Here is a 26,876-nt window from a genome sequence, read left to right on the forward strand (position 1 = left end):
ATGAAAAGAGTCTGGACATTATTCATGGTGTCTGTGTTGTTTATGGCTCAATCCGTCTCTGCGGTGGCGCCGGAGTCAGAAGAGGATCGGTTTTATACCACAGCCATAGAAGTGCCCTGCCCCGGAGAGGATTTTGCAGCGTTTCTTGAAAAGTTCTCCAATGATGCAAGCATCCAGCGGGAATTCACCGAATACCCGCTGAAAAAACAGGCACTGGATCTGTCCGCCGCGCCAGAGGTGAGGAAAATCATAAAATACTTGGAAAGCAATCAAATTCAGCACCCCGTATTGCCTTTGCGTGCCGAACGGGAGAAGAAATCGCTGAATATTACCAAGATTCGTCCAAGATATTTAAATGAAACCAGGAGAGCGATCTTAACCAAACCTGGCAAGGATGATTTAATGGTGTACGAATTTGTTAAGAATGGTTGCTGGCATTTGTCGTCCATTGATGATCGCTCGCTCACGGGCGGAAATCCAAAGCTGCATTGGGCGGATCATATTTTCCCAGCGATGGATGATTGCACCCCATATCATTTTTATTTCGATGAAAAATCCAAGCGTTCCAGCAATGGCGTATTGGAACGTAAGGGGTATTCTCCTTATAAAGTTGATGCATCTTTTGCACGATATAAAGTGCATGAAAAATTTATGGGCCTGGATGCCACGGAGATTGCGATCCCATCCAACAGCAACACACACGCTATGTATATGGTGGCGGTGCCGGTCAGCGTACAACGTCTTGCGGCGGCGGTGGAAACAAGCACCGGGCATCGCTTGGCGATTGCCCCACCAACATTCGAATCCCCATCCGGAGTGGCTTACCTTGTAGAGGCAGGGGAACACACATCGAGTGTTGTTTGCAGAGTTAATGATCAAGGAGGATTTTAATCATGCTCATTCCCCACCCTAGCCCCGATGTCCGCTCTGGCTCTGGCGCCAGGGAGCGGCCAACGCAAGGCGCTTCCACTGGTTTGCAATGCTCACGTCTCTGCGTTTTATCGCACCAAGCTTTAAATGGAGCTCGAACATGAAAAGAGTCTGGACATTATTCGTAGTGTCTGTGTTGTTTCTGGCGCACCCCGTCGCTGCGGTAGGGCCTGCTCCACAAGCACATCAAATGCACGCCGCAGCCGTGCCGAGTGTGTCCTGTCCTGGAGAAGATTTTTCATCGTTTTTCAAGAAATTCTCCGATGATGAAAACATCCAACGGGCTTTCACCCAGTCTCTGCTGAGAATAAAGGAATTGGATCTGTCTGCGGCACCAGAAGTAAAGAAAGTGGTCAAACACTTAAGACACGATCAAATCCAGTTCCCCGTGTTTCCTTTGCGCGCCGAACGGGAAAAGAAATCATTGGAGATTATCAGTAGAAATTTAAATGAAAGAATATTAATTCAGCCAGGAAAGGATTATTTAATGGCGTACAAATTTGTTAAGAATGGCTGTTGGTATTTGTCGTCTATCGATAATCAATCGTTCACTGGTGGCCATCCCACACTACATATGGGTGGATAATATTTTCCCATCCATGGAGGATTGTATGCCAAATGATTTTTATTGGGACCCGCAATCTAAGCGCACCAGCAATGGTGTTTTAGAACGCAAAGGATATTCTCCTTATAAGATCGAGGAATATCTTGCAAGGTACAAAGTACATGAAAAGTTTATGGGCTTGGATGCCACGGAAATCGCGATTCCATCCAACACATATCCAATTTATATGGTCACGACACCAGTGAGTGCAAAGCGTCTTGCCGCTGCGATTAAAAAAAGAACCGGCTATCAGTTGGCCATTGCCACCCCAACGTTCAAATCTCAATCCGGGGTAGCCTACCTTGTAGAGGAAGGGAAAAACAAATCGAGTGTTGTGTGCATTACTGACGAAGAAGGAGGATTTTAATCATGCCTATTTACAACCCCGGCCCTGATTTTCGCCCAGGCTCTGGTTATGGTTCTAGGGAGAGGCCTATTCAATGAGTTTCCAGATGTTTGCAATGTTGCTGTTGTTTCTACGTCGAAACGTTAATACGTTTTATCCCATCAGGTTTTAAATGGAGTTCAACATGAAAAGAGTCTTGACATTATTGATGGTGTCTGTGTTGTTTATGGCTCACACCGTTTATGCGGTGGCACCTGGCGCACAGGAAAACCAATTGCACACTTCAGCGACACCGAGTGTGCCCTGTCCCGGAAAGGATTTTGCATCGTTTCTTGAAAAATTCTCTAATGACGAAAATATCCAGCGGGCTTTTACCAAGTATCCACTTACAGAATATCAAGTTGATGTTACTGCTGAGCCAGAACCAAAACAATTCAAGCGAATACTGCAACGCTGGCAAATTCAATTCCCCGTCATGCCACTGCGCCAGGAGCGCAGCAAGGTCCCCTTAAACATTGAAGTACTTACACTCACCTCAAACAAAGCACACATTCGTTTAGTCAAGCAAGACACGGATTATCAAATTTCCTATTTCTTCAGAAAAAAAGGCCGTTGGAAACTTGTCAAGATTGACAATGAATCACTTTAAATACATCAGGCGCTCTTAAGGGAGATGGAAACATGGTCCTTATAGAGCACACCATTCATGGCGAAAATAAAAGTCACGCTGTAAAAACAAATCAATTGGAGTATTCATGATGTTAACAAGCGCGTTTCATCCCCGTATGGCTGTGCTGCTGGCGGTGATTGCTTTTGGAGTTTTTTCGAGCGTCCATGCAGGTCATCCACACACCCCACCGATCAAGGGTTCACACATGATAGCCGACGAAAACAGAGAATATGCCGAACAGATGTTTAAGGAATATCCCAAGCTTTTCCCAAAAGAAAGGCGGTCATCGATATTACATGGGATTATATTAATAGGGATGACGCCTTTTGAAGCAAAATTAGCCGGAGGTGCTTTTTTTATAAGGTGAGTGCCGACAGAACCCGATGGCCGGAACATAGCGACCCGATGGATGTGATGTGGGGGCAATCGATAAAACCAGATCATAGTGAAATCTGGATGACGTTTAAAAACGCGTATCAGTTCCCTGATGAAGGCGAGGTGCCATTTCGGGTGTATTTCAAGCAAGGGCACGCGGTCAAGATAGAGAAGCTGGAGCCGTAATATGTCAAGGAAAATAGTCAAGCGTTGTATCTTGTTTCTCCTGGGCACGTTATTCCTGGGGGTTGTCGTCTTGTTGATTTACTGGTTTGGTCCTGATTTTAGGGGCAATGACCCAAGTGAACCACGCATTACATTAGCTTTTGACCCTAAAAAAGTGGGAGAAACGTATTCATTCGACGTGAATCTCCTCGAGCCAGTGACTTGCGATTTGAGTCTAAGATTTTACATTGTCGCTCTAAATAAATGGTCTTATCTTCTTGATAAATACCCAGGCCCTCAAGAAGAAGACCGTTTTTATAAAATCGTGGGGAACAAGGAACTGAATAATGATAATGAGCCAAGAATGCCTGTAAAGTTGCGGGTGCAAATTATACAACAGGCAGACAACAAAATACTTCTGGATGAAGTGGTGGCTTATCCCGAAAGTTCATCGGCATACATGGGAAGAAATGCCACTTTGTTCGACAAAACGCTCCAGGCTGGAAGATATACCATCCGCATCGACTATCTGGAAGGCGCGCCTGAACTCGCACCGTTCCCCGCTGAAATATGGTTTAGCCGAGCCTACACTGGAAAATAAGGAGATTACATGTATACCGTAACGATTAATATTGCTGCCCCAGGAACAAGGCTTAATAATGCTGGTGATGGCACCCTTGATTAGCACTATTGATGTTGTTTCCACGTCCAAATATCTATGTATTTAATCTCACCAAGTTTTAAATGGAGTTCAAAAATGAAAAGAGTCTGGACATTATTCACAATATCTTTGTTTTTCACGGCTCAAACCGTCTATGCGGTACCACCTGATGCACAGGCAAATCAATTGCATCACTCAGCCGTACCAAATGTGCCCTGTCCCGGAAAGGATTTTGTATCGTTTCTTGAAAAATTCTCCAATGACGAAAATATCCAGCGAGCTTTCACCACATATCCGCTGATACAAGATGAATATGATACTACTGCTGAGCCCGAACCAAAAGAATTCCGGCGAATTCTGCAGCGTGAACAGATTCAATTCCCCGTCATGCCACTGAGCCAAGAGCGCAGCAAGGTACCCTTAAACATTGAAGTCCTTAAACTCACCTCAAACAAAGCACACATTCGTTTATTCAAGGAAGACACTGATTATCAAATTTCCTATTTCTTCAGAAAAAAGGGCTGTTGGAAACTTGTCAAAATTCACAATCAATCACTTTAGATAAACTAAGGACACATTAAATGAACTTTAATGACGTAATGAACAGGATGCTTCCACCACAAGACGGAACACCACCTCATGTGACCGGAAATTATCGAGAAACCAGACCCGGGAAACCACCGCATGGCGGCATTGATTTTAATTATCAGGGGGGACAAACCGGTATTAATCTGACTCATCCAACAATCTACTCACCGATCAGCGGTACGGTGACATTCGTTGGCGGACAATTTGCAACGATCAAAATTCGAGATGCAGATGGCAACAGTCATGAAATTCTCCATACACATTCTCAAGCGGTCACGGTGGGGCAACAGATCAATGCTGGGGACCCCATAGGCACCATGGGGGGCCGTGGGCCAAACGGTATCAATGAATTCGCCCAGCACGTGCATTACCAAATGAAAGACCCACAAGGGCGCCGTATTAATCCACAAGATTGGTGGGACAACGGAGGTAGTGGTATTCGTGGTAGCGACAGCGCTGGCCACTCAAACCACGGGACAGGCGCGGCGGGCGGCCCCGGGGCGGGCGGCGCCAGTGTCAGCAAACGGAATACGTACCTGGCGCCCCGCGATCCGCTGGCGTTGGATTTGGACGGTGACGGCATCGAAACCACTAGTACGCAAGATGGCACGCAGAATGGCCGCGTCATCCTGTTTGACCACGATGGTGATGGCGTCAAGACGGGCACTGGCTGGGTGAAGCCCGATGATGGCTGGCTGGTGCTGGACCGCGATGGCAACGGGACGATTGATTCCGGGCGCGAGCTCTTCGGTATCGACACGCTGAAACGCAACGGGCAACGAGCCACGGACGGTTTTGATGCGTTGCGCGATGAGGATAGCAACCAGGATGGCACGATCGACGCGGCCGACAGTGTGTTTGCGCATCTGCGGATTTGGCGTGATCTGAATCAAGACGGCGTCAGCCAGGCTAACGAACTCAGTACGCTGGCGGATAACAAGATCATTTCGATTGGGGTCAATGCGACAGCAGGGCGTATTGATCTAGGTCACGGCAATGTACAAACGGCGACGGGGACGTTTACCCGCTCTAACGGCACCACGGGTACCGCCAACCCCAGCAATGGCACCGCCGCCAATCTGGATGTGCTAGCCGATACGTTTTACCGGGATTTCACGCAACGGGTGGCGCTGACGGATCAAGCCAAGGCGCTTCCCTTTTTGCGCGGGTCTGGGCGGGTCCGCGACTTGGACGAGGCGATCAGTCTGTCTAGCGATCTGGGCAACTGGGTGCAGGCTTACAGTGAGCAAACCACGCGGCAAGCGCAGCTTGAGCGGTTGGATGGTTTGATGGAGCGATGGGTCAACACCTCTGACATGAAGTCTCTGCAGGCGCAAGCCGATGCACTGAAACGCAATGGCGTTACGCTGACTTACGTGCTGTCTGGATTAGCGCCGGGAACAGCGGCCTATGAGGATTTTTTGCGCAAGCTGGGCATTGTGGAGCGCTTGATGGGCTTCACGTATGGCGGTCGTCAGGGGGAGGCGCGTTTTACGCCATTGGATGCGGCGTCCGGCAAGATGACGGTGACGTTGTCGGATGCGCAGGTGACTAACATTGCATTGGCGTATGAGCGCTTCAAAACAGATATTTATGAATCGCTGTTGCTGACAACCAGGCTGGCGCCCATCTACACCCTGGCGGAGATGAATTTTGTCAATGGCGCATGGGTCACGGACTGGAGTGGCGTAGAACAGGCGCTCAAACAGGGGATTCAACGCAATCCACGTGAGGGAATACTGGATGCCATTGAGTTTGTCAGTGCACTGGGATACAAGACCGCCGCAGAGATGGGCTGGGATGGGATCGGCTTCCTCACCGACCAACTCAATGCGACCCCGGAGTTGGGAGCGTTCATTAAGGAATCAAGCAGTTGGACGGTGATCTTTGCCGCCGCCAACGAACATTACCTTCCTGGCACCTTGGGCTCGGATTTGCTGGTGGGCACATCAGGTGATGACAGCATCATAGGAGAGCAAGGCAACGACGTATTTATTGGTAAAGGCGGGAACGATACCTTCGACGGCGGCAGCGGGAACGACACCTACGAGTTCGCCATTGGTTCCGGCGTGGATCGCATCTACGAGCAAGACTCCACCGCAGGCAACACGGATGTGGTGAGGTTTGCCGATGTTGCGTCCACCGCGCTCACCGCGCTGGAGCGCAAGGGGAATGATCTGGTGATCAAGTACGGCGCCAACGATCAATTAACCATAAACAACTACTTCATTGCTCCAGACTATAAGGTCGAGCAATTCAAATTCAGTGATGGGGTGACCTGGGATGACGTCGCGATCAAAATGCACGCCATCACCAAGGGCGACGCCAGCAACAACTTCATCCTCGGCTACAACGACGGCAGCAACCGCATCTACGGCCTGGAGGGTGACGACATCATCTACGGTGGCGCACTGGCCGACACTTTGGACGGGGGGACCGGCAATGACACCCTCAACGGCGGTGCCGGTAACGATATCTATCAGTTCGCCATCGGTTCCGGCGTGGATCGCATCGAAGACTACGGAGGCAACACGGACGTGGTGAGGTTTGCCGATGTCGCCTCCACCGCGCTGACCGCGCTGGAACGTAAGGACAATGACCTGGTGATTAAGTACGGCGCCAGCGACCAACTGACAGTCAGCGGTTATTTCTACCCCGGGGACTCGGGCGCCAAGATCGAGCAGTTTAAATTCAGCGATGGCGTCACCTGGGATGAAACCGCGATCAAAGCGCGTGTCATCACCAAGGGCGACGCCAACAACAACACGATATTAGGCTACAACGACGGCAGCAACCGTATCTATGGCTGGGACGGCAACGACGCCATCTACGGTGGCGCACTGGCCGACACGCTGTACGGCGGCGCAGGCAACGACATGCTCAGCGGCAACAGCGGTGCGGACCTCCTGGATGGCGGGACCGGTAACGACGTGCTCAATGGCGGCAGCGGTAACGATATCTATCAGTTCGCCATCGGTGCCGGCGTGGATCGCATTGAAGACTGCGACAGCACCGCAAGCAACACGGACGTGGTGAGGTTTGCCGATGTCGCCTCTACCGCGCTGACTGCGCTGGAGCGCAAGGGGAATGACCTGGTGATCAGGTACGGCAGCAGCGACCAACTGACCGTAAGCGAGTATTTCAACCCCAACACTTCAAGCTATAAGGTCGAGCAGTTCGCGTTCAGCGATGGTGTGACCTGGGATGACGCCGCGATCAAAGCGCGCGTCATCACCAACGGCGATGCCTACAACAATTACATCGTCGGTTACAACGACGGCAACAACCGTATCTATGGCCTGGATGGTAACGACGAGATCTACGGCGGCACCCTCGCCGATACGCTGTACGGCGGCGATGGGTTTGACACGTTGATCGGCAATGGGGGGGATGACACCTTGCTTGGCGGTGCCGGCAATGACGTGCTCGGCGGCAACAGCGGTGCGGACCTGCTGGACGGCGGGACCGGTAATGACACGCTATACGGTGACGCAGGCAATGACATCTTGGATGGCGGCACCGGTAACGATGTGCTCGACGGCGGCAGCGGCAACGATACCTACAGGTTCGCCAGCGGTTCCGGGGTGGATCGCATCGAAGACTACGACACCACCGCAGGCAACAGCGACGTGGTGAGGTTTGCCGATGTCGCCTCCACCGCGCTGACTGCGCTGGAGCGCAAGGGGAATGACCTGGTGATCAGGTACGGCAGCAGCGACCAACTGACTGTGAGCAATTATTTCAACCCCTACACCTCAGGCTACAAGGTCGAGCAGTTCATGTTCAGCGATGGTGTGACCTGGGATGACGCCGCGATCAAAGCACGTGTTATCACCAAGGGCGATGTCAACAACAACTATATCGTCGGCTATAACGACGGCAACAACCGTATCTATGGCCTGGACGGCAACGATGAGATCTACGGTGGTGCATTGGCCGATACGCTGTACGGCGGCAATGGTAATGATGTGCTCAGCGGTGGCAGTGGTGCGGACCTGCTGGACGGCGGGACCGGCAATGACACGCTACACGGTGACGCAGGTAATGACATCTTGGATGGCGGCACCGGCAATGATGTGCTCGACGGTGGCAGCGGCAACGATACCTACAGGTTCGCCAGCGGTGCCGGGGTGGATCGCATCTACGATTACGACACTACTGCGGGCAATACCGATGTGGTTTGCATCGGCCCAGGGGTGACAACCGATCAGCTTTGGTTCCGGCATGTTGGTGCCGATCTGGAAGTCAGCATCATGGGTACGAGCGATCAGATCACGATCAGCAATTGGTACTCCGATGCTGCATATCATGTCGAGCAGTTCAAGACATCCGATGGCAAGGTGTTGCTTGATGGTGAAGTCAATGCGCTGGTCTCAGCGATGGCGGCCTTTGCGCCGCCAGCACTTGGACACATGTCGTTGTCTGTCGATGAACAGAAGGCGTTACATCCGGTGATTGCTGCGCACTGGAAGTAAGCATCCTGGATTTAGTCGCTGCACCCCGCTCAGAAACGCTTTCTGGATGGGGTGCGGGAGGGTTCATATTGATGCAGGGAACAACAGGCACACCCCTCACAACGGCAGGATTGATCCGGATGTGATGGGTGTGGCGTCTTCATCCATGGCCAGAAGCGGACCGTTTCACAAGGAAGGTTGACGCTGGTCTGACCCGTTGAGTGGTGATGGGCTGTTTGCAACGATGTGTTGCACGACGATGCAGCAGCATTGTTGATGACATGGGGCAAAGATGGTGCGAACGGAACGATGGCCGTATGAGGTGCGTTCTTCCTTGCCGGGCTGTCGTTAAGGCGTTTCCACCGGGTCAACGGCACGGGTGATCATATGGATGTTGCTGAGTTTTGCTGCGCTGGAATTGGTGTGGGCGGTGTTCGGTGATGTCAATGTCTTAGTCATTGTCCAGACCAGGTGATAGCAACGGCTACATCAAGCACATCCAGCCTTTTGAAATAGCCGCGGTCCAATGTGCGCTTATCAGCGGCAGGCACCTGAGAGGTGTTGTTTGGGCTCAACAAGGTCGCGCCTTACGCCGGAAAAGATTGTGATGCACATGAGCTGAGCTGCGGTTCGTCATGGTCTGCGATCAAGCGATGCTTGTCGCTATCGGCACAGGGGGTGTACCCAAGGGGCACTGCCAGAGCAGGTGAGGGACATGCAGTGTGTGGAAGCGAGACGCGCAGGGTACTGGCAGGATCAGGAATGTAATCACTTCTCTGAACCAAGACGCAGCCATGCTGAGGTGACGAGGCGAAACGCTGCATTGTGTTTCACGCTGGAGCTAGTGTGAACACTGCAACAGACCATGCCGATTGCTCAACAGCAAACCAAAGATTTCAAGCCTCTGGTCACTCGACACGTGATATCCGGGTATGGTGCTTTGAAGCGGGAACACGCGTGCATCGGATCACCAGCGAACAATGATCCGAAGGAAAGAGAAGCCACATTTCATGAAGCGCAGCCCGGGAGCAACGCTAGGCACTCAGGACCAAGACGTGCCAGGTAACGCTCGACCGCATCGGCAATGGCTCGCAACAGCAGGCAAGGCTGGAGCAGGAGGATGTGAAGGTCAATGCGCCAGGCAAGTGGATGCGCTTGGGTTCAATGGTCTATGGGACTGTGGCACAGATGGTCGTGTATACGATTGGCGGCGTGGCCATATCCATCAGCGTTGACGATGATTGCTCCAAGCGGCACGCCGCTCAGTTGCAGTCATCATCCTCTCCACCCAGCAACCCCAATGTGGTGCAAAGCAGGCATGGTTTAGGTGTATTTCCACATAGAAACAGAATAGAAAAGGCGCCATCCCGATCCAAAGGCATCCAGATCATGGATGACCATAAGTTACGTTGAGATCGGGTTGGCCGTTGCCGCTATGGTGTTACGCGGCGAGCCGAGCATCGATACAGCGATGTTCTAAAAGTCACGGGCTAAGCCTTCGGGAAGCAACGCTCCACTGCTGACGCAGCTGCAGAACGTCCAAGAAGAATAACCGCTATCACTCATTGTCACTCTGAGACGGCGTCATGGGTATCACCAAGAAAAGCATATTGTCCTCGGTACGACGCGCCAGGCTTGCGCATTAAGGAAACGTATGACACAACGCAAAGCTGCAAGCAGTGACGCGCTTGCCGAGTGTCTGCGGGCTGCGATGAACCACCATCAGCCCTGCAGCTTGGAGGCATATGCTGTACTTGCGGAAGGTCAAAGATCACTCGCACGTGTCCTGCATCATCATGGGGTCGCGTCCTCACGAGCACATGGATCGTCAAACATTACAAGCCCATGCACATCATATGGAAAACGTCAGCGACACATGCAAACGGCGCGGTATGGGTTCTGTATAACGGCTGCTGATCGCTGCGCCGCTCTATTTACACGGGCAAAAGATATTGGGAAATGACTCTGAAAGACGCTAAGGGAATATCAGATAGCTTTGACGCAGTCTTCAATCAATGCTGCTTGGGTTTCCGCGAGTCAGTATCCCTAATCGACGGTTGGGGGCCAAGCACGCAGTGTACCGACCCCCACCACCACAGGACCTCAGTTGCGGGACTGAAGGTTGGACAGCAAACGCAAGCATTCAAGGTACAACCACACCAACGTGACCATCAGGCCGAATGCACCATACCACTCCATGTACTTTGGTGCTCCGCGCTCGACACCGCTCTCAATGAAGTCAAAATCCAACACTAAGTTCAATGCGGCGATCACAACCACAAACAGGCTGAACACGATACCGAAAGTACTCGCTTCATGGAGCATTGGTATGCGTATCCCAAAGAAGCTTAATCCGAATGAGATCAGATAGAGTAAAGCGATACCACCTGTGGCAGCCGCGACGCCGAGCTTGAAATTCTCTGTAACCTTGATGAAACCACTACGATACGCCAGCAACATTGCTAGTAATACACTGAAGGTGAGTAGCACCGCTTGGAATACGATTCCACCAAGACGCGCTTCGTACACTGCTGAGATTGCACCGAGGAAAAATCCCTCTACAAGTGCGTACAGCGGTGCGGTGATGGGTGACCACTCTTTTTTGAAAACAGTGATCAGCGCTAGCACCAAACCACCGATCGCTCCAGCAATCATATAGCCACGCGCCGCTAGCACTGGTATGCCATCGACCCCAAGCGACTGATTCCAAGCAAAGACGGAAGTGACCAGCGCTAACAGCAGCAGTGCTCCAGTCTTGTTGACGGTGCCGTTTAAAGTCATCGCGTTACCGTCGCGGACGACAACCGAGCCAGTACCCAGATCAAGGAAGGTGGACTCCTTAAGAGCAGGATTTCCGCTACGCATCTTTGTTCTCCTTAAATTAAATAGTCTCTAACATGCATCCGTCGCTATCGTGACGACGCCCTGTAAGCATAGCGGATGCAGCGAACACAATGGCGCGTTGACAGCAAACGAATCACTTCATGATAATGTTCGGGATATTAAGCCCTCTTTGGTGAATCAAAGGGTCATTTTACCGGGGTATAGCGCAGTCTGGCAGCGCACCTGCTTTGGGAGCAGGGTGTCGGGGGTTCAAATCCCTCTACCCCGACCATGTTGCTTAGCTATGTATGGTTGGTATGCATGGTGGGTAAATGTGGGTAAGTAAGGTGGGGGCTCCAGTTCCAAGCGCCCGTAGCTCAATCGGAATTAGAGCACCGGCCTTCTAAGCCGGCGGTTACAGGTTCGAGTCCTGTCGGGTGCGCCATAGAAGCGCGAACGTGGCAGGTAGATAGCAGTTTCAATGGTGGCTGTAGCTCAGTTGGTTAGAGTACTGGATTGTGATTCCAGTTGTCGGGGGTTCGAATCCCCTCAGCCACCCCACTGAACGCATTGAACCGAAACATCAGCGTTGGGTTTGCTTCTCAGTCTGTTGCATCAGCAACAAAGTATACTATCATGGTGTAGCATCTTGATCGATTTTCGGGCCGTTAGCTCAGTTGGTAGAGCAGTTGACTCTTAATCAATAGGTCCAAGGTTCGAATCCTTGACGGCCCACCACTTTCAAAGTGGTAAAATTTTAAAGAAAATCATGAAATTAGGCGAGAAATCAAGTCCCTTTGATTTTTTGCAAGAATTTGGTGCTCCAGAAAATTCAACAGACATCTTCTCGCCGGCGGGCATGTTGTGGTCGTAAATTTTGAGCGTCGACTTCTGCTTGCGGCCGATAGCATCGGCCCCTATTTTGTGGCGCATGTCACACAATCTGGAACCTCTTGGTAAGGGTGTGGAGCATGCTATTGCCGACAATATGGTGGCTGTCTCTGGATGAGTCGCATCTCTTGGCGCGGACCGGCTACAGGTTCATCCCGTCTTTAACCTTTTAAGACTGATTTTGAGATTATCGTGAAACGCGGGTGTGCTGCACTTGTTGATGAGTGATAGACCCAATAACGGGACGCCTGATTTCGGTGGACGTATTTCAACCGGCGATCAAAGCGTGGTAATCCAGATCGAAGCACTCAGTAAGGCTGAATGTCATCGCGTTTTTACTGAGGTGCTCAACAGCAAGAAAACGGAAAGGTCAGTATTACAGTAATTAGAAAATACGCGGCATATCTGCATTCCGGTAACACCTTGATGTAGCCTGGGAAACTGACCAGCTTGGCAGGTCAATGTCCCGTTTAGTACATGACATCGAAGCCCTACGTGATCGGGGATGTTCTTCGGTAACCTTGATGTACAAACAGAGATACCACCTTCACTCGCCGAAAATTGGTATTCAACTTGCAAGCCGGTTTTGGTGTCGGTTAAGACTCAGGAGTGCAACGGTGGCCGCCGCCCAATGATGATCAATGCGAAACCAAATAAGGTAATAAAACCGATCGACAAGAAATGAACTGCCGCCACTCTCAAGGCCGCAAAGACCGCCGTATACGCCGCTCTCACGACGGCCAGCAATCGACATGGTGACCGCACCGACTTTCTCAGAATCAACGTCGAATCGAAATGTACCTGAAGCCGACACGTGCGGATTGTGTCCTTCAAAGCAACCACTTCAGGATCAGTGCAGGGTAGGCTGGTACATCACGCTAAACTGCTTTGCCAAGGCGCACAGCCGCTGATCCAACGTCCACAATTGGACTCCCGGTGTCATCAACGTGGAGGCAAGCATTAACAGATCTACAAAACCACAGCCCAAGCCAAACAGGCATTCGCGGTCGATCAAGTCCATCGCTTCCCGAATGCCGGCGTGTTGAGTCTGATGCAAACTGCTTAGATCGGACAGCGTTTGAATCCGATTGGGCGGTGTTCCACACGCGATTTCTCAACAATCAACAGATGCATCATCACCAGATCCAGCTCAAGCAAATCAACAAACACATCATTGTGTTTTCCGAAATGATCGACAAAAAAGATGCTTTGCAATGTCAATGTACTGGCCACCGCTCCCTTAGCTTTACTCCCTGACATCGCTGGAAAAGGATGAGGCCCGACACAGTGGAAGGCTTGCCGGCCTTCGTACTCCAGGCAAGTACACTCATTGCATCCAGGATTGAGTGCGCTATCCGACTGAAACTTTCGTATCGGTAGGTAAAGAGATTGCATCGCAGAGTGGCAATGAAACTGCCCACTTTTATTCCAATGGGATCGTTAGCCACTTGTCATGTGCCGGTTCGACCCTGATCGCTATCTGGTATGACGATCCGTATCGGGCGAGTTCCGATCTTTGCACCCGTAACCTCATCCACAGCAACCGCTTTTATTTCTGTACCCGTTTGGGCATCCAGAAAACGCACCCACTTACCTCCACCACAGTGATGACGTCCCCACGCGCCAATCACGAAAAGAATTGGCAAAAAGTCGTGTCCGGCGACAGTCAATAGATACTCATCGCGAGGTGGGTGCTCCAAGTAGCGCCGCTTTTCTAGCAGTCCTCCTTGCGTCAACGCTGCCAATCGTCGGGTCAGGATCGTGGGAGCAATACCTAAGCTTTTCCGAAATTGGTCGAAACGGGTGAGGCCGGCATGGGCATCCCGCAGGATCAGCATGCTCCAAGCATCGCCGACTAGAGCAAGACTGCGTGCAATTGGACAAGGGTCATCAAAGACGCTCCGATTATTCATACTCTTTCGATAGTGACTTTTGTGTTTGGAGATATTAATATTACTATCGAAATGATAGTAACAGCATAGTCTCTCCCAAGTTTATCCTCAAGGAAACCACATCTATGAACAAAAACAACACAAATGTAGCTCTCATCACAGGCGCTTCTTCTGGTATTGGTCAGGTGACAGCGTTGGCCCTTAAGCATGCCGGTTTTCGCGTGTTCGGGACTAGCCGCAAGGAAGTTCCCACAGATTGTGACAACATCACCATGCTCAAGTGCGACGTCACCGACGAAGCATCCGTACAGCAGACCGTCGCAGAGGTGCTGCAGCAAACAGGCCGTATCGACCTACTCGTCAACAATGCCGGCATCGGTTTACTCGGCGCGACGGAGGAGTCTTCTGCCACTCAAGCACAGGCGCTATTTGATGTGAATGTGTTCGGCATACATCGCGTCACCAACGCCGTATTGCCAGTCATGCGCCGTCAGAAGAAGGGAAGGATCATCAACATCAGTTCCGTACTTGGCCTGATCCCTGCTCCCTACAACGCACTGTACTCATCGACGAAACATGCGATAGAAGGTTATTCCGAATCACTCGACCACGAATTGCGTACGTTCGGCATTCGAGTCGTTCTCGTCGAACCAGGCGCTACACGTACATCATTTGAGGAAAATATCACCCGGCCTGACAGGCCGCTTCCCTGCTACGACGTAGAACGTTCGCGAATGGAAGCCGTCATGCGGAAGATGGTGCACATGGGCGATTCTGCCGAAGTGGTCGCCGCAACAGTGGTGAAAGCAGCATTGGCAACCACTCCCAAACGTCGCTATCACGCTGGCCAGCAGGCTAGCCAAGTACGCACCCTGCGCCGCTTCCTTCCAGAGTCGCTATTTGACAGGAGCTTGCGAAAGATCAATGGACTCCCAGCATGTCCGTGAGTAGATACACTCTATAGAGGCTAACGCATCCGATCACCCTCAATGCGTAGCTGCTATTCCTTCGTCACGGGCATTGGGGAAACGACCTCATCTGACACAAATACGATGGGCGTCCGAGGATGTTTCTTTGGGGACATTGAAAAAACTTAAGCTGCTGATAGGCAAGAAAATGGCATCGACTCTTCATCAAGAGCCGAGTGAGATTCAATGTTCAAACCCTTGACTGACCACCACCATCAGGCCGCGAACCAACTTAAATTGAAAAAATCGTGTTCCCTCAATGTACAACGGCAATACGTGCTGCTTAGCCTGCCTACATCAGCATTCGCTATTTTCCTGCTCACCACAGACAGCGTGGCATCCGTTGGAGACCCTCTGTTACCGATTTCATTAACACTGACCTGAATTCAGCGTCAGGTATCAGCACGGGAAATTTCAGAAATGCTCAATACAGCCGGACCTATCCAGATCGGGGCTGCTTGTCATTCGAGGACGCGCATCATTTCCCAGCAGAAATATCCGCTCTTCCGGTGAATGGAGAATATTCTCCATTCACCGGCGAGTTGTATCCAGTCCGCAGCCACCTCATGCTAAAACTAATATTTTGCCTGCACACACCACTGCCCTATTGCGGATACCACGCACTGGCTCTCTTCCAGCACATCGCCCCGATATAGCACCCGATACGATCAGCAGACATGACGTGTTGAAGCACATATGGGCGCAAAGCCTCTCCCTGCACACACTGCGGGGGTTCCAACCAGTCACGCACATCAACCGTAAAAACAGCGCTTTCTCAAGCCTCTAGCCCAAGCATTGCTGAACCTGAAAACTTTTATAAATTCAGCCAACCGAGAAAAGAGACAGAACTGATCACGTGTGTCATCGCTGATCGTCGACAATACGGTCATCCGCAATATCCCGCAGCATCACCGTGATTGTTCGGTGGCACTCGTCCAATGTGTCTTCATCAAAGTTTTCGAAGGAAATACCAATGTTATAGAACAATCGCCAACGCACTCAGGAAAGACACCAGCAATATTTCATGCTTTCGTTTCATGAAACACCCTGACCACTCTCTAATCCAAGCGGGCACAACGTGAGGTGACTTCGGCTCACGCACATCGCCTTTACAATGCACCAGCAGCATATTAAAGCTGCTTAAAGTCGCATCGGCATGCCCCTCCCTTCATTTCATCCGACAGCGACAGCCAGCCTATCTGGATCAAGTAAGAGACGGCAGGTACTCACCACATCCGCCAGTTTTTGAGCGCTATGCCTCCAGGAAGCAATACGCACACGGTCGGGCGTGGGTCTGTTTGGCGCGTGAAGCCATTGCACCACTGTCGCCGGCCAAGTATCCGGAGCAGTGCCATCAAAGTAATGTGGATAATCAGCCATGATTTCCAGGAACACAGGCAGTGGCCTGGCTAAAATTGGCAACCCGAAATGCGCTGCCTCCAACAACGGCAAGCCGTAACCTTCACCGTCGGAAAGTGCTAAGAGGACAGTGGCATGGATGTAAAGTGCGGACAGCTCCACGTCGGTGGCATCACTGAGCCAGAATAGCCGACGACCTGCCTCAAGGTGCCGGGTCAGCCGCATGACCAACGCTTGCTCGGACCACCCACGCTGGCCCACCACCACCAAATTCACGTCCTCACCATCCTCCCAGAGTTGCTCACAAATCCGTAGCGCGTGCGCATGACCTTTGCGTGGCTCCAAGGTACCGACGCTCAATAGGGTAGGACGCATCGCCAGTGCTGCACGCAGCTCCTCACGGATCGCCAGCTGCGACGTGGACACTTCGGGAAAGCTGACGCCGAGTGGAAAATGCATCACCTGCGGCCGTACACCGAACTGGTAGTTAATCATGGTGTACTGCAACCACGTGGACAGTTCATCGGCAGTGGTGGCCGAAATGCAGGCGATCCCATCGGCCAGATGAGCCACCGTATGCAGCCATTCCTCGAACAGCTTGCGCGAATACGGGTGGAAGCAGTCAGGTAACGTCATCGGCAGCAGGTCATAAACTACAAAACAGGTCGCCACTCCAGCCCGGCGCCAGTCTTGCAAGCGTGCACGCGCGGCGTTGATCGCCTCCGGTGCCCAATCCAGACCAACGAATACGTCGCCGGGATACACCATCACGATTCCTTCTTGCGGCATGTCTGACACGACACCAAGTAACTGTGCAGCGAAACGCCGTGCATAGTGATACTGACCGTCGCGTAAGCACACTGGAACGATGCAGACCCCCGGCGGCGGTGTGTTCAACCATTCACGCAGGATGCTGCGGGTGACACGGTACGTTCCGGTGCCGATGTCAGTTTGGGCAATGTTGCTGACGTCGACCAACCATTGTGGCGGCTGTGGTGCAACGCGCATTGAACAAATTGAGAACGCCGCTTGAGCCAGATCGTTACGTTCCGGGTGACCGGGCAATGCCGCCAGATCGGCCACCAATTGCCTCTCAGCAGTCGGTGACGTCTCGGCTACCGCTGTGTCGCTCTGTGTACCACTGACACGGCGAGACGGCATTCCGGAAGATCGCACTTGTAATCGTGCCAAGCCCTCCAATGCACGCTGCGCCACACGATCCCAAGTGAATGTAGCCGCACGGCGCAGACCATAGTCACGCAGTGACTGCAACCACGCTGGATCATCAAGCACCTGGCGCATGCGTGCACTCAAGGCAACATGGTTATCAGGCGGAAACAGGATGTCCTGGCGACCCGCCACCTCTGGCAAGCTCGTCGCATCACTGCACAATGTGGGCGCACCACAGGCCATCGCCTCCAGCACAGGAAGCCCGAAACCTTCCAAACGCGATGGGAACACGAACAAGGCACACTGCCCATAGAGCGCAACCAAATCGATATCGCTGACACGTCCGGTGAACACCACCTCCTGCTGATGCAACCCCAGCTGCCGGCACAACGCAACCATCGACCGGCGGACTTCACGATCGTCACCGAGTATGACCAGCTGGTGGCGTTGACGTAACGCGATTGGTAGCAGCACAAAAGCACGCAGCAAAGCAGGAACATTCTTACGCTGGTCCAAGCCACCGTTGTATAGCACGTAAGGACGGGTGATCGAGAAACGCTCAAGCAGCCCGCCACGCTGCTCAGCATCGAATCCAAGCGGACGGAAACTTGAGTCAACACCACCACCGATCACGACAAGACGTTCCGGATCAAGATGCAGCCGCCGTACTGCCTCTTGCGCCGTCCATTCGGAAAGGCAGAACAGCATGTCGCAACTGGACAGAAAAGCACTGCGCCGCGCATACCACGCCTTGGGCAGCGGTCCTTGCAAGAATGCTTCCGGATCCTGCAACGGAATCAGATCGTAGAGAGTGGCGACGCGGTACGTCCCAGGCAGTGGCGCATCTGGCAGCACCGCATCCTCGTCGTACCCCTCAAACACACTGCTGTGCCAAACCGCGTCTGCGTCCAACCAGCTGAGACCATAGCGGCTCAAACGTGAGGCAGCATAACGACGCCAGGCGTTGCCAGTCAGATGTTCAGACGTACGGTGCGGGAGGCGTAGCAGGTGGATGCGTGCACGTGGCACCACGGCGCCAAACTCGGCAATTAATGCATCAATGGTCTGTTCCAGTGGCGCGTTCAGCACGAGGTGAATGTCGTGCGCCTCGCTGGCTTGGCGCAGCAGTGCCTTCGTCAGCTCACGGGTATAACGGCCGATACCGCGCAGATGGCTGCGCGTCTGCGCACCAAGCAAATCGATGACCAACTTCACGGACGGTCGTCCTTCCCTGTTGCAATGAGCAACTGACGGTAGATCGATACAGCCACCTCCGGCACATCGGCCTCACCGATGTCGAGCAACGCACGACGATACGTGCGAGCATGCACTCGATGTCTGAGCCAGACATCCACAGGCGGAACGAAGGAGAGCAAGCGCACGATCAGACGCTTGAGACGACCGTTGCGAGCAAGCCACGCATTGATCCGTAACAGTGACATAAATAATTCTGGCCTGATCCTTCAATGGGGAAGCATGACTGCCAATGCAGCGCGCGCACTGCTCAGCGAGAAGTGCTGCTTGATGATCCGTTGGCCGTTGTCTGACAGGCGTTGCCACAACTCCGGATCTTCGTGAGCACACACCGCATCCATGGCCAAACCTTCCGCGTTGCACCTGATCAACACATCTATACCAGAACGCAGATACATGCCTTCAGCACCGCTAGGTGTCGTTACAACAGGTAAGCCGTATGCCAACGCCTCACTGACCTTACCCTTAACACCGGCACCAAAGCGCAGTGGAGCGAGGCTGACCCGGCATGCATGAAGCAAAGGAGCTATCTGTGGCACATGGCCGTGGAAGTTGACTCCAGGACATACTGGCTCGTGACTCCGTATCGCTTCGGCCAGCCCGGCACCAACCAAGTGCAACTGTGCGTCAGGCAGAAGCTCGCGGATGCGTGGGAAGATTTCGCGCAGCAACCAGCGAACTGCATCGATATTCGGTGGATGACGGCTACCGCCGACAAACAGGAAACCGTTTCGGGACATGAACGGAGGGATATTCTCAACCATGTCGTGGATGCTCGGTACCACCTCGATACGCGCCTCTGGCAACGACATGGCTAAGTATTCGCGTTCGGTCGGACTGACCACCCAAACCAGATCAGCATGACTCATCGCATGCAACTCCCGACGGCGCGTGATGGCTGCGGCAGCACGCAGACCAGCAAGATTACGCAACTCGGCTTCGCGTTGCTCACGCAGGTGATGTAAATCAACTGTATCCAAGATGCACAGACTGTGAGGCAATAGTGCACGTAGTAACGGCAGCCAAAACAGACCAAGGTGGTAGCGGCAGACGACAACGGCACAATAACGTTCCGGGTTGGTGACCAGCCAGGAGGGGAAGCCACCGGCGACAGGGGTGGTTTCGATACCAATCGCACGTAATTCCGTGACCTCAGCGGCGCTGGGCAGGCGTTCCTCGCAATGCAACACCAGCGTGTAGCCGAGGGACACCATCAAACGCATCAAATGGTGGCAGCGCAATGAGCCTGCGTCGCAATCTGGGCGCGGCGGCACCGTATCAATGATCAGAATATAGCGGTCATTGGAGCCCTGCGTTGCACTGACAGGCACTACAGGAGTGACACTAGCCGGTGCTGACTGGTCGGCAGAAATATCAGCGCGCCGTCGGATCAACGGCCCAAGACGGCGGGAATACAGTGCGATACGGACGCGATGTAACCTGGCGCACTGACGTCGCCATTGAAACGGTAGGTAAACGCCGAGAAAACGCGTAAACGGAATCCGATCATGCTTACGTGAGACAGTGTCAACAGACATGTGGGTGTTGAGCTAGACTCCCTGGAATTCTCATTCTCACATACCCGTGGCATACCACGCAGAAGATGATTTCAACGAAGCGGCAAATGGCGACATGCAGGGGGATTCCCCCTGGTGGGGCTGGCTGATCGCTTGTGGCTTGGCAGGCTTGGCGCTTGCCCTGGGCTTCCTGATCCCTTACACGCTTTACCTTAATCAGCAGGTGACCGCACGCTTTGGCGAGCTGCGCTGGCAGATCCCGACCCGGGTCTATGCGCGGCCCTTGGTGCTGCAACCGGGCATAGCATTAGATGCACCCACGCTGAAGATCGAACTGGATGCAGCCTCCTATCGTGACGACAACCGTGGTGAGTTGCCAGGCACTTATCAACAACAGAATGGCCGCTTCACTGTCTCCAGCCGTGGCTACGTTGACGTGGATGGTGAGATACCAGCACGCCGTCTGATGATCACGCTGAGTAACGGCCAAGTCTCCGCACTGCGGAACCCAGATACACGTAAACCCATCAAGCGTGGGCGGCTGGACCCAGCACGGATTGCCACACTGTACGGCCAGAAGCAGGAAGAACGCCGTTTGGTCAGGTTACAAGAGGTTCCGCAACTGCTCGTCACCGGCTTACAGGTGGTGGAAGACCGTGATTTCCAACATCACCACGGCATCGACGTCAGCAGTATTGTGCGCGCACTCTGGGTGATGTTGCGTTCCGGTGGTGGCGTTCGCCAAGGTGCCAGCACCCTGACGCAACAGCTGGCACGTAGCGGCCTGCTTGGTATTGGCAAAGAACAGACTTTGCGGCGCAAGTGTAATGAAATCTTGTATGCGCTGATCCTAGAGGCACGCTATTCCAAGCGCGTTATCCTGGAATCCTATCTCAACCAAGTCTACCTTGGTCAACGTGGCAGCCAAGCCGTGCATGGTGTCGCCACCGGCGCGGAGTTCTGGTTCGGACGTGAGCTCGGCTCGCTGACCACTGAGCAGGTGGCGTTGTTGATCGGACTCGTGAAAGGGCCGTCGTACTACGATCCACGCCGTTTCCCTGATCGCGCGCTGTCGCGGCGCAATTTCGTGCTTGGCAAGCTGCATCAAAGCAAGCTGATCGACGATGCTGAATACATGCGTGCACAGGCATCACCCCTCGGTGTACCAAAGGAACCTGGGCTGGTTGCAGCCAACCGCTTCCTGGCGTACCTCGACCTGGTGCGCCGCCAGCTCGCCCACGACTATCCCGAGAACGTGCTGCGTGGAGCTGGCATGACCGTCCTCACTGGCATGTCACCCGCGGCGCAGACCTACGCTGAAAACGGGGTGCGAAATACCCTTAATGGACTGGAGAGGGTGAAGGGCATGAAGCGTCCACCGCTGCAAGCCGGACTGGTACTGACCGACGTGCATAACGGTGACGTACTGGCCGTGGTCGGCAGTCGCGACGCAACTCAGTCAGGCTTTAACCGCGCACTCGAAGCCCAACGCCCAGTAGGTTCGCTGCTCAAACCGTTCGTCTACCTGCTGGCACTGGCCTCACCGGATCGTTGGTCCTTATCCAGCTGGGTGGAAGACACACCCGTCAGTGTGCCACTGGCGCATGGGCGTATTTGGTCACCAAGCAACTCGGACAACATCAGCCACGGGACGGTGCGCTTGATCGATGCATTGGCACACTCGTACAACCAAGCAACCGTACGCATCGGCATGCAAGTCGGCCCAGAACGTGTGGCTCAACTGATTAACGTTCTGGCCGGATTAAAGGCCGACGCCAATCCATCGCTTATCCTTGGCGCAACCGACCAGAGTCCTTATGCGATGACGCAGCTCTATCAGTTCCTAGCCTCAGGGGGTGAAATCCAACCGTTGCACGCCGTACGCGGTGTCCTTGATCCGCAGAACAAACTGCTCAAGCGCTATGACAATACACCGGCACCCGCACAGCCCGGTGACTCCGTCGCCGCCAACGTGATCAGCGTCGCCCTACAGGAAGTGGTCAACAGCGGTACCGCTCGACAACTGCTCAGCGACGGCTTGGGCCGGCTGTCGCCTGCCGGCAAGACCGGGACTTCTAACGATGGCCGCGACAGCTGGTACGCGGGTTACACCGGGAACCACTTGGCTGTCATTTGGGTCGGTAACGACCAAAACGAGCAAACTGGCCTATACGGTGCCACTGGTGCAATGCGCGTCTGGTCGAACATCTTCTCGCAACTGCCAAGCACAAGATTACAGGTCAACGGCAAAGGGCTGGATTGGCAGTCGGTCGAGCCCATGGGGATTGGCAGCACAGACGCAAACTGCCCAGGTGCGCGTCGGTTTCCGTTCGTGGCCGGCTTCGCTCCGGCTTATGCACCGTGTTCTGGTGCTGGTGGAACATCTGAGGCCGGGCATAATGTCGGCTGGCGCAACTGGTTCGGGCTGGATAAGCAGAAGGGGGACCCAGCACCGCCCCCCACAACGCCTCCTCCTGAGCAATCAACAGAATGAAAAGATCGTATGTTCGGTTCCGCACCTGGCTCATTATCATCATCATGACTGTGGCTCTTGCTGCTTGTATCAGCACACCACCACCGTCGATACCACCAGCCGCGACACCGACACCTGCGGACACCACAACTCCAGCGCAGCGTTTGGCTGCAGTCACCAAAATTGCGAGCGTTGACGACACCGAGTTGTTGGTGCAGCCGCTCCATGACCTGCAAATTGACGACCTGCGTAAGGCTGCAAAAGTCAAACGCGAGGCCGGCAATTTGGCTGCAGCCGCTGCTGAGCTTGACCACGCACTGGCACTCGTCGCCAACGATCCGGCAATGCTGCAGGAACGTGCCGAGATCGCCCTGCTGCAAGGTGACTGGGCGGGTGCCGAACACTACGCCGAGCGTGCGATCCGACTCGGCTCGAAGACCGGTCCGCTCTGCCGCCGCCACTGGGCCACGATCGAGCAAGCACGACTGGCGCGTGGCGAGACAGAGAATGCATCCTCGGCATACGCACAGATTGAACGCTGCACTGTGCCAGGTATCAAACGTTACTGAACCGTACCAACAGATAGGTACGCTTGGTCTACCATGGTGTTCCCGGACGTTGATGCGACTCCCCTGTCCTCCGCCACAATGTCGCTCTCCCGCGTATTTCCTGATCCTGTGCCGTAGCGATGTCCCTGCTTGCCCAAACTAGCATTGAGGCACTCAGCGATGGTGGTGTGCTGGCACGCCAGATCGATACATTTGTTCCGCGTCTGGGGCAACAACGTCTGACCGCAGCGATCGGCGAGGTATTTGAGCAACGCAACATACTGCTGGCTGAAGCAGGCACCGGCACTGGCAAGACCTTTGCTTACCTGGTACCGACGTTGCTATCAGGACTGAAGACCATCATTTCCACCGGCACCCGCGCGCTACAGGAACAACTCTACTATCGCGATCTGCCACGGGTACGCGCTGCGCTCGGTGTTGACCTACGCAGTGCATTGCTTAAGGGCCGCACCAATTATTTGTGTAAATACCGTCTACAGCAGGCCTGCGGTGAGCCCCACCTGGGCACAGCAGAGCAGGCCGCTCAATTCCAGCACATCGTCGCCTGGAGCGACCACACGCTGTTCGGCGATATCGCCGAGTTGGACGTGTTGCCAGACGATTCACCGCTATTACCGCTGGTCACCTCCACGATTGACAACTGTCTGGGCACGGACTGCCCATTCTGGGACGAATGTTTTGTCGTACAAGCGCGTCAGCGCGCCCAGGTTGCAGACGTGGTCGTGGTCAACCATCACCTGTTGCTGGCCGATTTAGCGCTCAAACAGGAGGGTTTTGGTGAGATATTGCCCGGCGCACAAGCATTTATCATTGACGAGGCGCACCAACTGCCAGGACTGGCTGCCAACTTCTTTGGCGAGAGTTTCGGCATGCGCCCGTTACAAGAACTGGTACGCGACTGCATGGTCGAAGCACGGTCGGTCGCTGGTGCCCAAGCCACATTGCAAGATTCCGTCTGGCGCCTGGAACACACATTGCGCACGCTACGTGGGGCGATGGAAGGCTTACCATCACGCGGCACACAATGGCGCCTACTCGCTAACCCAGAGGTGCGCCACGGATTCGAGGCCGTTGTCACTGCACTGACATGTCTGCAATCCATGCTGGTCCCGCTGCGCACAGCCACACCCGGCTTGGATGCCTGCGCCGCACGTGCCCAGGAGGGACTGTCCCGACTGTCACGTTGGCTTGGTGAGACTGTGGAAATCACGGCGTCTGAACCACCTACCTCCCCCAACAACGACGTACTCTGGTATGAACTGACCCCACGTAGCTTTCGCTGTCAGCGCACCCCTCTGGATGTGTCAGCGCAATTGCAGGCACACCGTCAAGCATCAATGGCCGCCTGGGTGTTCACCTCAGCAACATTGGCAGTGGATGGCACATTCGAACATATCGCACGACGCCTGGGCCTGAGCCACCCCATGACCCTGCTGCAACCCAGTCCATTCGATTGGGCGCGGCAAGCATTATGCTATCTGCCTCCAGGGTTGCCTAATCCAGCGGCGTGCGGTTTCGGAATTGCTTTGATCACAACATTAACTCCGGTGTTGGAAGCCTCCGCCGGACGTGCCTTTTTACTGTTCGCCTCACATCGCGCTTTGCGCGAGGCCGCCGCAGCGCTACGTGGCGGGCCGTGGCCGTTGTTCGTGCAGGGAGAGGCTCCGCGCGCCATACTCCTGGACCGCTTCCGGGTCTCCGGCAATGGGATATTGCTCGGTTCAGCAAGCTTCCGCGAAGGCGTGGATGTGGCAGGCGAAGCGTTGAGCGTGGTAGTGATTGACAAGTTACCGTTTACCGCACCGGACGACCCTGTATTCGAAGCGCGGCTGGAAGCCATTCGCCACGAAGGTGGCAACCCATTCTTCGATGAACAATTGCCGCAGGCGGTCATCGCACTGAAGCAAGGTGTCGGCCGCCTCATTCGTAGCGAGTCCGACCGCGGCGTGCTGGTGCTATGTGACCCGAGACTGCTGTCCAAAGGCTACGGACGGATATTTCTCGATTCGCTGCCATCGTTTCCGCATACCCGTGACATTGCTGCGGTACGCGCGTTTTTCAACGGCAGCGATACCGCCCTCACGGAATCACCGCACGACACCTCAACTCCACAGAGCCGATAAGCGATACAGGGTTGAATACTCAACCCGCACGCCAGCGCCAATGCCAAGGCTCATAGACAATCCCATGTGGATTGTTGCGAGGGAAGCTAAGGTGGAAGCCGAATGTCCTCGCGTGTCTCTGCAACCAAGCAAAAGCGGTAGTACGTTCAAAGCTTTCGTCGACAGGGGGCTCCCCAGGCATGCCAATATCGAGAGCCTCACCACTATGGTGTTCGCTGAAGCCAGGGGCTGCGTTAACAGTGAGGATCTGTGCCAGCGTTTGCCCTTGTGCAAGCTTGTGCTCAAAAATATCTAATTGATAAGCGTAGCTGCGGTAGCCGGAGATCGCATCAAGGAGGATACCATCGCGTACAGCGGCTTGGCACATCGTATGCCAAGCACGGGCTGCATTGATGGTGAGGCATAACGGACGTTTGTAGCGGTCACGGCCAGCATAGGTAAGCGCGGCTGGTTCTGACTCGATTGATAAACCAGTCGTGCGAGCGTATCTATCCGCATTGATGCCAAGCTTTAACAACCTGGTTTTCAATTCGCTCAGCGATAGCGGGGGATCGTCCCTGAGCTGTGCACATGGGGACAGGGTGTCAGACTCATTCAGTGTGTCGCCGTTGGCGCTGGATGCATTCATAAGTAGTGATGCTACTTGCTGCATACCACGAACACCATCACTACCCAGCGAACTTGCTGATACCACAAGAAAAGCAATGGTCAAAGCGACGATCAGTGCAATGTCGTACAACAAAGCCTTCCGTTTCCCTGATGGTTTTGGAACATTCTTGTGAGGAAGGCGAGGAGAGATCACCATCAGCATGAATCTAAAGATGCTGCTACCAGTCACTCGATACGGTGTAGCACCTGAACACTGATTCAGGGTGTATTGATACAATATACGCACGCGACAACGCAAACCACCTTCCTATGCCTTCCACACACCGAGATTGCGACACATCGCACATCCTCTGGGTGTCATCGATCGAGCTCGATGAAAGCGGGTGATGTTGCATCAGAATAGCGTGCTATTCATGAAACTCATTAGTGCCCGAA

20 protein-coding genes, 4 tRNA genes and 2 pseudogenes are annotated in these 26,876 nt (G+C 53.7%); 16 read left to right on the plus strand and 10 right to left on the minus strand.

The window, feature by feature from the left end; translation table 11 throughout:
- The 8 genes and pseudogenes from PLS229_RS11010 (at position 1) to PLS229_RS11045 (ending at position 10,028) form a co-directional block, all read left to right on the plus strand.
- Complete coding sequence (locus tag PLS229_RS11010; RefSeq protein WP_038272792.1) at positions 1-891, plus strand: hypothetical protein; 891 nt, start codon at positions 1-3, stop codon at positions 889-891.
- 139 nt (positions 892-1,030) lie between these two features.
- Positions 1,031-1,901 (plus strand): annotated as a pseudogene (locus PLS229_RS11015) (hypothetical protein).
- A gap of 163 nt (positions 1,902-2,064) precedes the next feature.
- Positions 2,065-2,529 (plus strand): hypothetical protein, encoded by a 465-nt coding sequence (locus PLS229_RS11020; protein ID WP_038272801.1) that lies wholly within the window; start codon positions 2,065-2,067, stop codon positions 2,527-2,529.
- 106 nt (positions 2,530-2,635) lie between these two features.
- The gene (locus PLS229_RS12350) at positions 2,636-2,917 is read left to right on the plus strand and encodes a hypothetical protein (RefSeq protein ID WP_230428256.1); all 282 of its coding nucleotides are present in this window, start codon (positions 2,636-2,638) and stop codon (positions 2,915-2,917) included.
- 195 nt (positions 2,918-3,112) lie between these two features.
- Positions 3,113-3,691 (plus strand): DUF5625 family protein, encoded by a 579-nt coding sequence (locus PLS229_RS11030; RefSeq protein ID WP_038272794.1) that lies wholly within the window; start codon positions 3,113-3,115, stop codon positions 3,689-3,691.
- Between the two features lie 156 nt (positions 3,692-3,847).
- Positions 3,848-4,312, plus strand: a complete 465-nt coding sequence (locus PLS229_RS11035; protein ID WP_038272796.1) for a hypothetical protein — start codon at positions 3,848-3,850, stop codon at positions 4,310-4,312.
- 38 nt (positions 4,313-4,350) lie between these two features.
- Entirely contained in the window at positions 4,351-8,814 is a 4,464-nt protein-coding gene (locus PLS229_RS11040; protein WP_160199316.1) for a calcium-binding protein, read from the plus strand.
- A 989-nt stretch (positions 8,815-9,803) separates the two neighbouring features.
- A complete protein-coding gene (locus tag PLS229_RS11045; protein WP_152536561.1) occupies positions 9,804-10,028 on the plus strand; it encodes a hypothetical protein in 225 nt (74 codons plus the stop codon).
- Positions 10,029-10,896: 868 nt separating this feature from the next.
- Here the strand turns inward: PLS229_RS11045 and PLS229_RS11050 are convergent.
- On the minus strand, positions 10,897-11,658 hold the full coding sequence (locus PLS229_RS11050) for a Bax inhibitor-1/YccA family protein (protein ID WP_038269876.1): 762 nt from the start codon (positions 11,656-11,658) through the stop codon (positions 10,897-10,899).
- Positions 11,659-11,831: 173 nt separating this feature from the next.
- Here PLS229_RS11050 and PLS229_RS11055 point away from each other — a divergent pair.
- From PLS229_RS11055 to PLS229_RS11070, 4 genes are all read left to right on the plus strand, one after another.
- A tRNA-Pro gene (locus PLS229_RS11055) sits at positions 11,832-11,908 on the plus strand.
- Between the two features lie 74 nt (positions 11,909-11,982).
- Positions 11,983-12,061, plus strand: a tRNA-Arg gene (locus PLS229_RS11060).
- Positions 12,062-12,100: 39 nt separating this feature from the next.
- A tRNA-His gene (locus PLS229_RS11065) sits at positions 12,101-12,177 on the plus strand.
- Positions 12,178-12,278: 101 nt separating this feature from the next.
- Positions 12,279-12,354 (plus strand) — tRNA-Lys (locus PLS229_RS11070).
- A gap of 3 nt (positions 12,355-12,357) precedes the next feature.
- On the opposite strand, the gene PLS229_RS12030 is transcribed toward PLS229_RS11070, so the two are convergent.
- The 5 genes from PLS229_RS12030 to PLS229_RS11090 form a co-directional block, all read right to left on the minus strand.
- The gene (locus PLS229_RS12030; protein WP_038269875.1) at positions 12,358-12,549 is read right to left on the minus strand and encodes a hypothetical protein; all 192 of its coding nucleotides are present in this window, start codon (positions 12,547-12,549) and stop codon (positions 12,358-12,360) included.
- Between the two features lie 526 nt (positions 12,550-13,075).
- Complete coding sequence (locus tag PLS229_RS11080) at positions 13,076-13,321, minus strand: hypothetical protein (protein ID WP_152536560.1); 246 nt, start codon at positions 13,319-13,321, stop codon at positions 13,076-13,078.
- A 36-nt stretch (positions 13,322-13,357) separates the two neighbouring features.
- Positions 13,358-13,564 carry a PIN domain-containing protein gene (locus tag PLS229_RS12035; RefSeq protein ID WP_200866176.1) on the minus strand — a complete coding sequence of 69 codons (207 nt, stop codon included), beginning with the start codon at positions 13,562-13,564 and terminating at the stop codon, positions 13,358-13,360.
- Between the two features lie 5 nt (positions 13,565-13,569).
- Entirely contained in the window at positions 13,570-13,767 is a 198-nt protein-coding gene (locus PLS229_RS12040; RefSeq protein ID WP_200866175.1) for a hypothetical protein, read from the minus strand.
- Between the two features lie 191 nt (positions 13,768-13,958).
- Complete coding sequence (locus PLS229_RS11090) at positions 13,959-14,420, minus strand: winged helix-turn-helix transcriptional regulator (RefSeq protein WP_038269873.1); 462 nt, start codon at positions 14,418-14,420, stop codon at positions 13,959-13,961.
- A 104-nt stretch (positions 14,421-14,524) separates the two neighbouring features.
- On the opposite strand from PLS229_RS11090, the gene PLS229_RS11095 reads away from it, so the two are divergent.
- Positions 14,525-15,346: an oxidoreductase gene (locus PLS229_RS11095; protein WP_038269871.1), complete on the plus strand. Its 822-nt coding sequence runs from the start codon at positions 14,525-14,527 to the stop codon at positions 15,344-15,346.
- Between the two features lie 1,194 nt (positions 15,347-16,540).
- On the opposite strand, the gene PLS229_RS11100 is transcribed toward PLS229_RS11095, so the two are convergent.
- The 3 genes from PLS229_RS11100 to PLS229_RS11110 are packed head-to-tail and all read right to left on the minus strand — an operon-like array spanning position 16,541 to position 20,688.
- Entirely contained in the window at positions 16,541-19,111 is a 2,571-nt protein-coding gene (locus PLS229_RS11100) for a glycosyltransferase family 4 protein (protein WP_038269868.1), read from the minus strand.
- Positions 19,108-19,338 (minus strand): hypothetical protein, encoded by a 231-nt coding sequence (locus PLS229_RS11105; protein WP_038269866.1) that lies wholly within the window; start codon positions 19,336-19,338, stop codon positions 19,108-19,110. The genes PLS229_RS11100 and PLS229_RS11105 overlap by 4 nt, the downstream gene beginning before the upstream one ends.
- A 21-nt stretch (positions 19,339-19,359) precedes the next feature.
- Positions 19,360-20,688, minus strand: a complete 1,329-nt coding sequence (locus PLS229_RS11110) for a glycosyltransferase (protein ID WP_038269863.1) — start codon at positions 20,686-20,688, stop codon at positions 19,360-19,362.
- A 94-nt stretch (positions 20,689-20,782) separates the two neighbouring features.
- Between PLS229_RS11110 and mrcB the strand changes: the two genes are divergently transcribed.
- From mrcB to yoaA, 3 genes are all read left to right on the plus strand, one after another.
- Positions 20,783-23,161, plus strand: coding sequence for a penicillin-binding protein 1B (gene mrcB, locus PLS229_RS11115; protein WP_051482236.1), 2,379 nt, complete (start codon positions 20,783-20,785; stop codon positions 23,159-23,161).
- Complete coding sequence (locus tag PLS229_RS11120) at positions 23,158-23,709, plus strand: hypothetical protein (protein WP_038269860.1); 552 nt, start codon at positions 23,158-23,160, stop codon at positions 23,707-23,709. The genes mrcB and PLS229_RS11120 overlap by 4 nt, the downstream gene beginning before the upstream one ends.
- 119 nt (positions 23,710-23,828) lie before the next feature.
- Positions 23,829-25,832: a DNA repair helicase YoaA gene (gene yoaA, locus PLS229_RS11125; protein ID WP_038269857.1), complete on the plus strand. Its 2,004-nt coding sequence runs from the start codon at positions 23,829-23,831 to the stop codon at positions 25,830-25,832.
- 19 nt (positions 25,833-25,851) lie between these two features.
- Here the strand turns inward: yoaA and PLS229_RS11130 are convergent.
- Positions 25,852-26,487 (minus strand): annotated as a pseudogene (locus PLS229_RS11130) (M15 family metallopeptidase); the annotation flags it as partial.
- Between the last annotated feature and the right edge of the window lie 389 nt (positions 26,488-26,876).

The sequence above is a fragment of the Xylella taiwanensis genome (assembly GCF_013177435.1).
GTDB lineage: Bacteria > Pseudomonadota > Gammaproteobacteria > Xanthomonadales > Xanthomonadaceae > Xylella > Xylella taiwanensis.

What these genes read in the sequence shown, in the direction of transcription:
- PLS229_RS11010 (WP_038272792.1), top strand. Translation starts at nt 1, where the DNA reads ATGAAAAGAGTCTGGACATTATTCATGGTGTCTGTGTTGTTTATGGCT.
- PLS229_RS11020 (WP_038272801.1), top strand. Translation starts at nt 2,065, where the DNA reads ATGAAAAGAGTCTTGACATTATTGATGGTGTCTGTGTTGTTTATGGCT.
- PLS229_RS12350 (WP_230428256.1), top strand. Translation starts at nt 2,636, where the DNA reads ATGATGTTAACAAGCGCGTTTCATCCCCGTATGGCTGTGCTGCTGGCG.
- PLS229_RS11030 (WP_038272794.1), top strand. Translation starts at nt 3,113, where the DNA reads ATGTCAAGGAAAATAGTCAAGCGTTGTATCTTGTTTCTCCTGGGCACG.
- PLS229_RS11035 (WP_038272796.1), top strand. Translation starts at nt 3,848, where the DNA reads ATGAAAAGAGTCTGGACATTATTCACAATATCTTTGTTTTTCACGGCT.
- PLS229_RS11040 (WP_160199316.1), top strand. Translation starts at nt 4,351, where the DNA reads ATGAACAGGATGCTTCCACCACAAGACGGAACACCACCTCATGTGACC.
- PLS229_RS11045 (WP_152536561.1), top strand. Translation starts at nt 9,804, where the DNA reads ATGAAGCGCAGCCCGGGAGCAACGCTAGGCACTCAGGACCAAGACGTG.
- PLS229_RS11050 (WP_038269876.1), bottom strand. Translation starts at nt 11,658, where the DNA reads ATGCGTAGCGGAAATCCTGCTCTTAAGGAGTCCACCTTCCTTGATCTG.
- PLS229_RS12030 (WP_038269875.1), bottom strand. Translation starts at nt 12,549, where the DNA reads ATGCGCCACAAAATAGGGGCCGATGCTATCGGCCGCAAGCAGAAGTCG.
- PLS229_RS12040 (WP_200866175.1), bottom strand. Translation starts at nt 13,767, where the DNA reads ATGTCAGGGAGTAAAGCTAAGGGAGCGGTGGCCAGTACATTGACATTG.
- PLS229_RS11090 (WP_038269873.1), bottom strand. Translation starts at nt 14,420, where the DNA reads ATGAATAATCGGAGCGTCTTTGATGACCCTTGTCCAATTGCACGCAGT.
- PLS229_RS11095 (WP_038269871.1), top strand. Translation starts at nt 14,525, where the DNA reads ATGAACAAAAACAACACAAATGTAGCTCTCATCACAGGCGCTTCTTCT.
- PLS229_RS11105 (WP_038269866.1), bottom strand. Translation starts at nt 19,338, where the DNA reads ATGTCACTGTTACGGATCAATGCGTGGCTTGCTCGCAACGGTCGTCTC.
- PLS229_RS11110 (WP_038269863.1), bottom strand. Translation starts at nt 20,688, where the DNA reads ATGTCTGTTGACACTGTCTCACGTAAGCATGATCGGATTCCGTTTACG.
- mrcB (WP_051482236.1), top strand. Translation starts at nt 20,783, where the DNA reads ATGCAGGGGGATTCCCCCTGGTGGGGCTGGCTGATCGCTTGTGGCTTG.
- PLS229_RS11120 (WP_038269860.1), top strand. Translation starts at nt 23,158, where the DNA reads ATGAAAAGATCGTATGTTCGGTTCCGCACCTGGCTCATTATCATCATC.
- yoaA (WP_038269857.1), top strand. Translation starts at nt 23,829, where the DNA reads ATGTCCCTGCTTGCCCAAACTAGCATTGAGGCACTCAGCGATGGTGGT.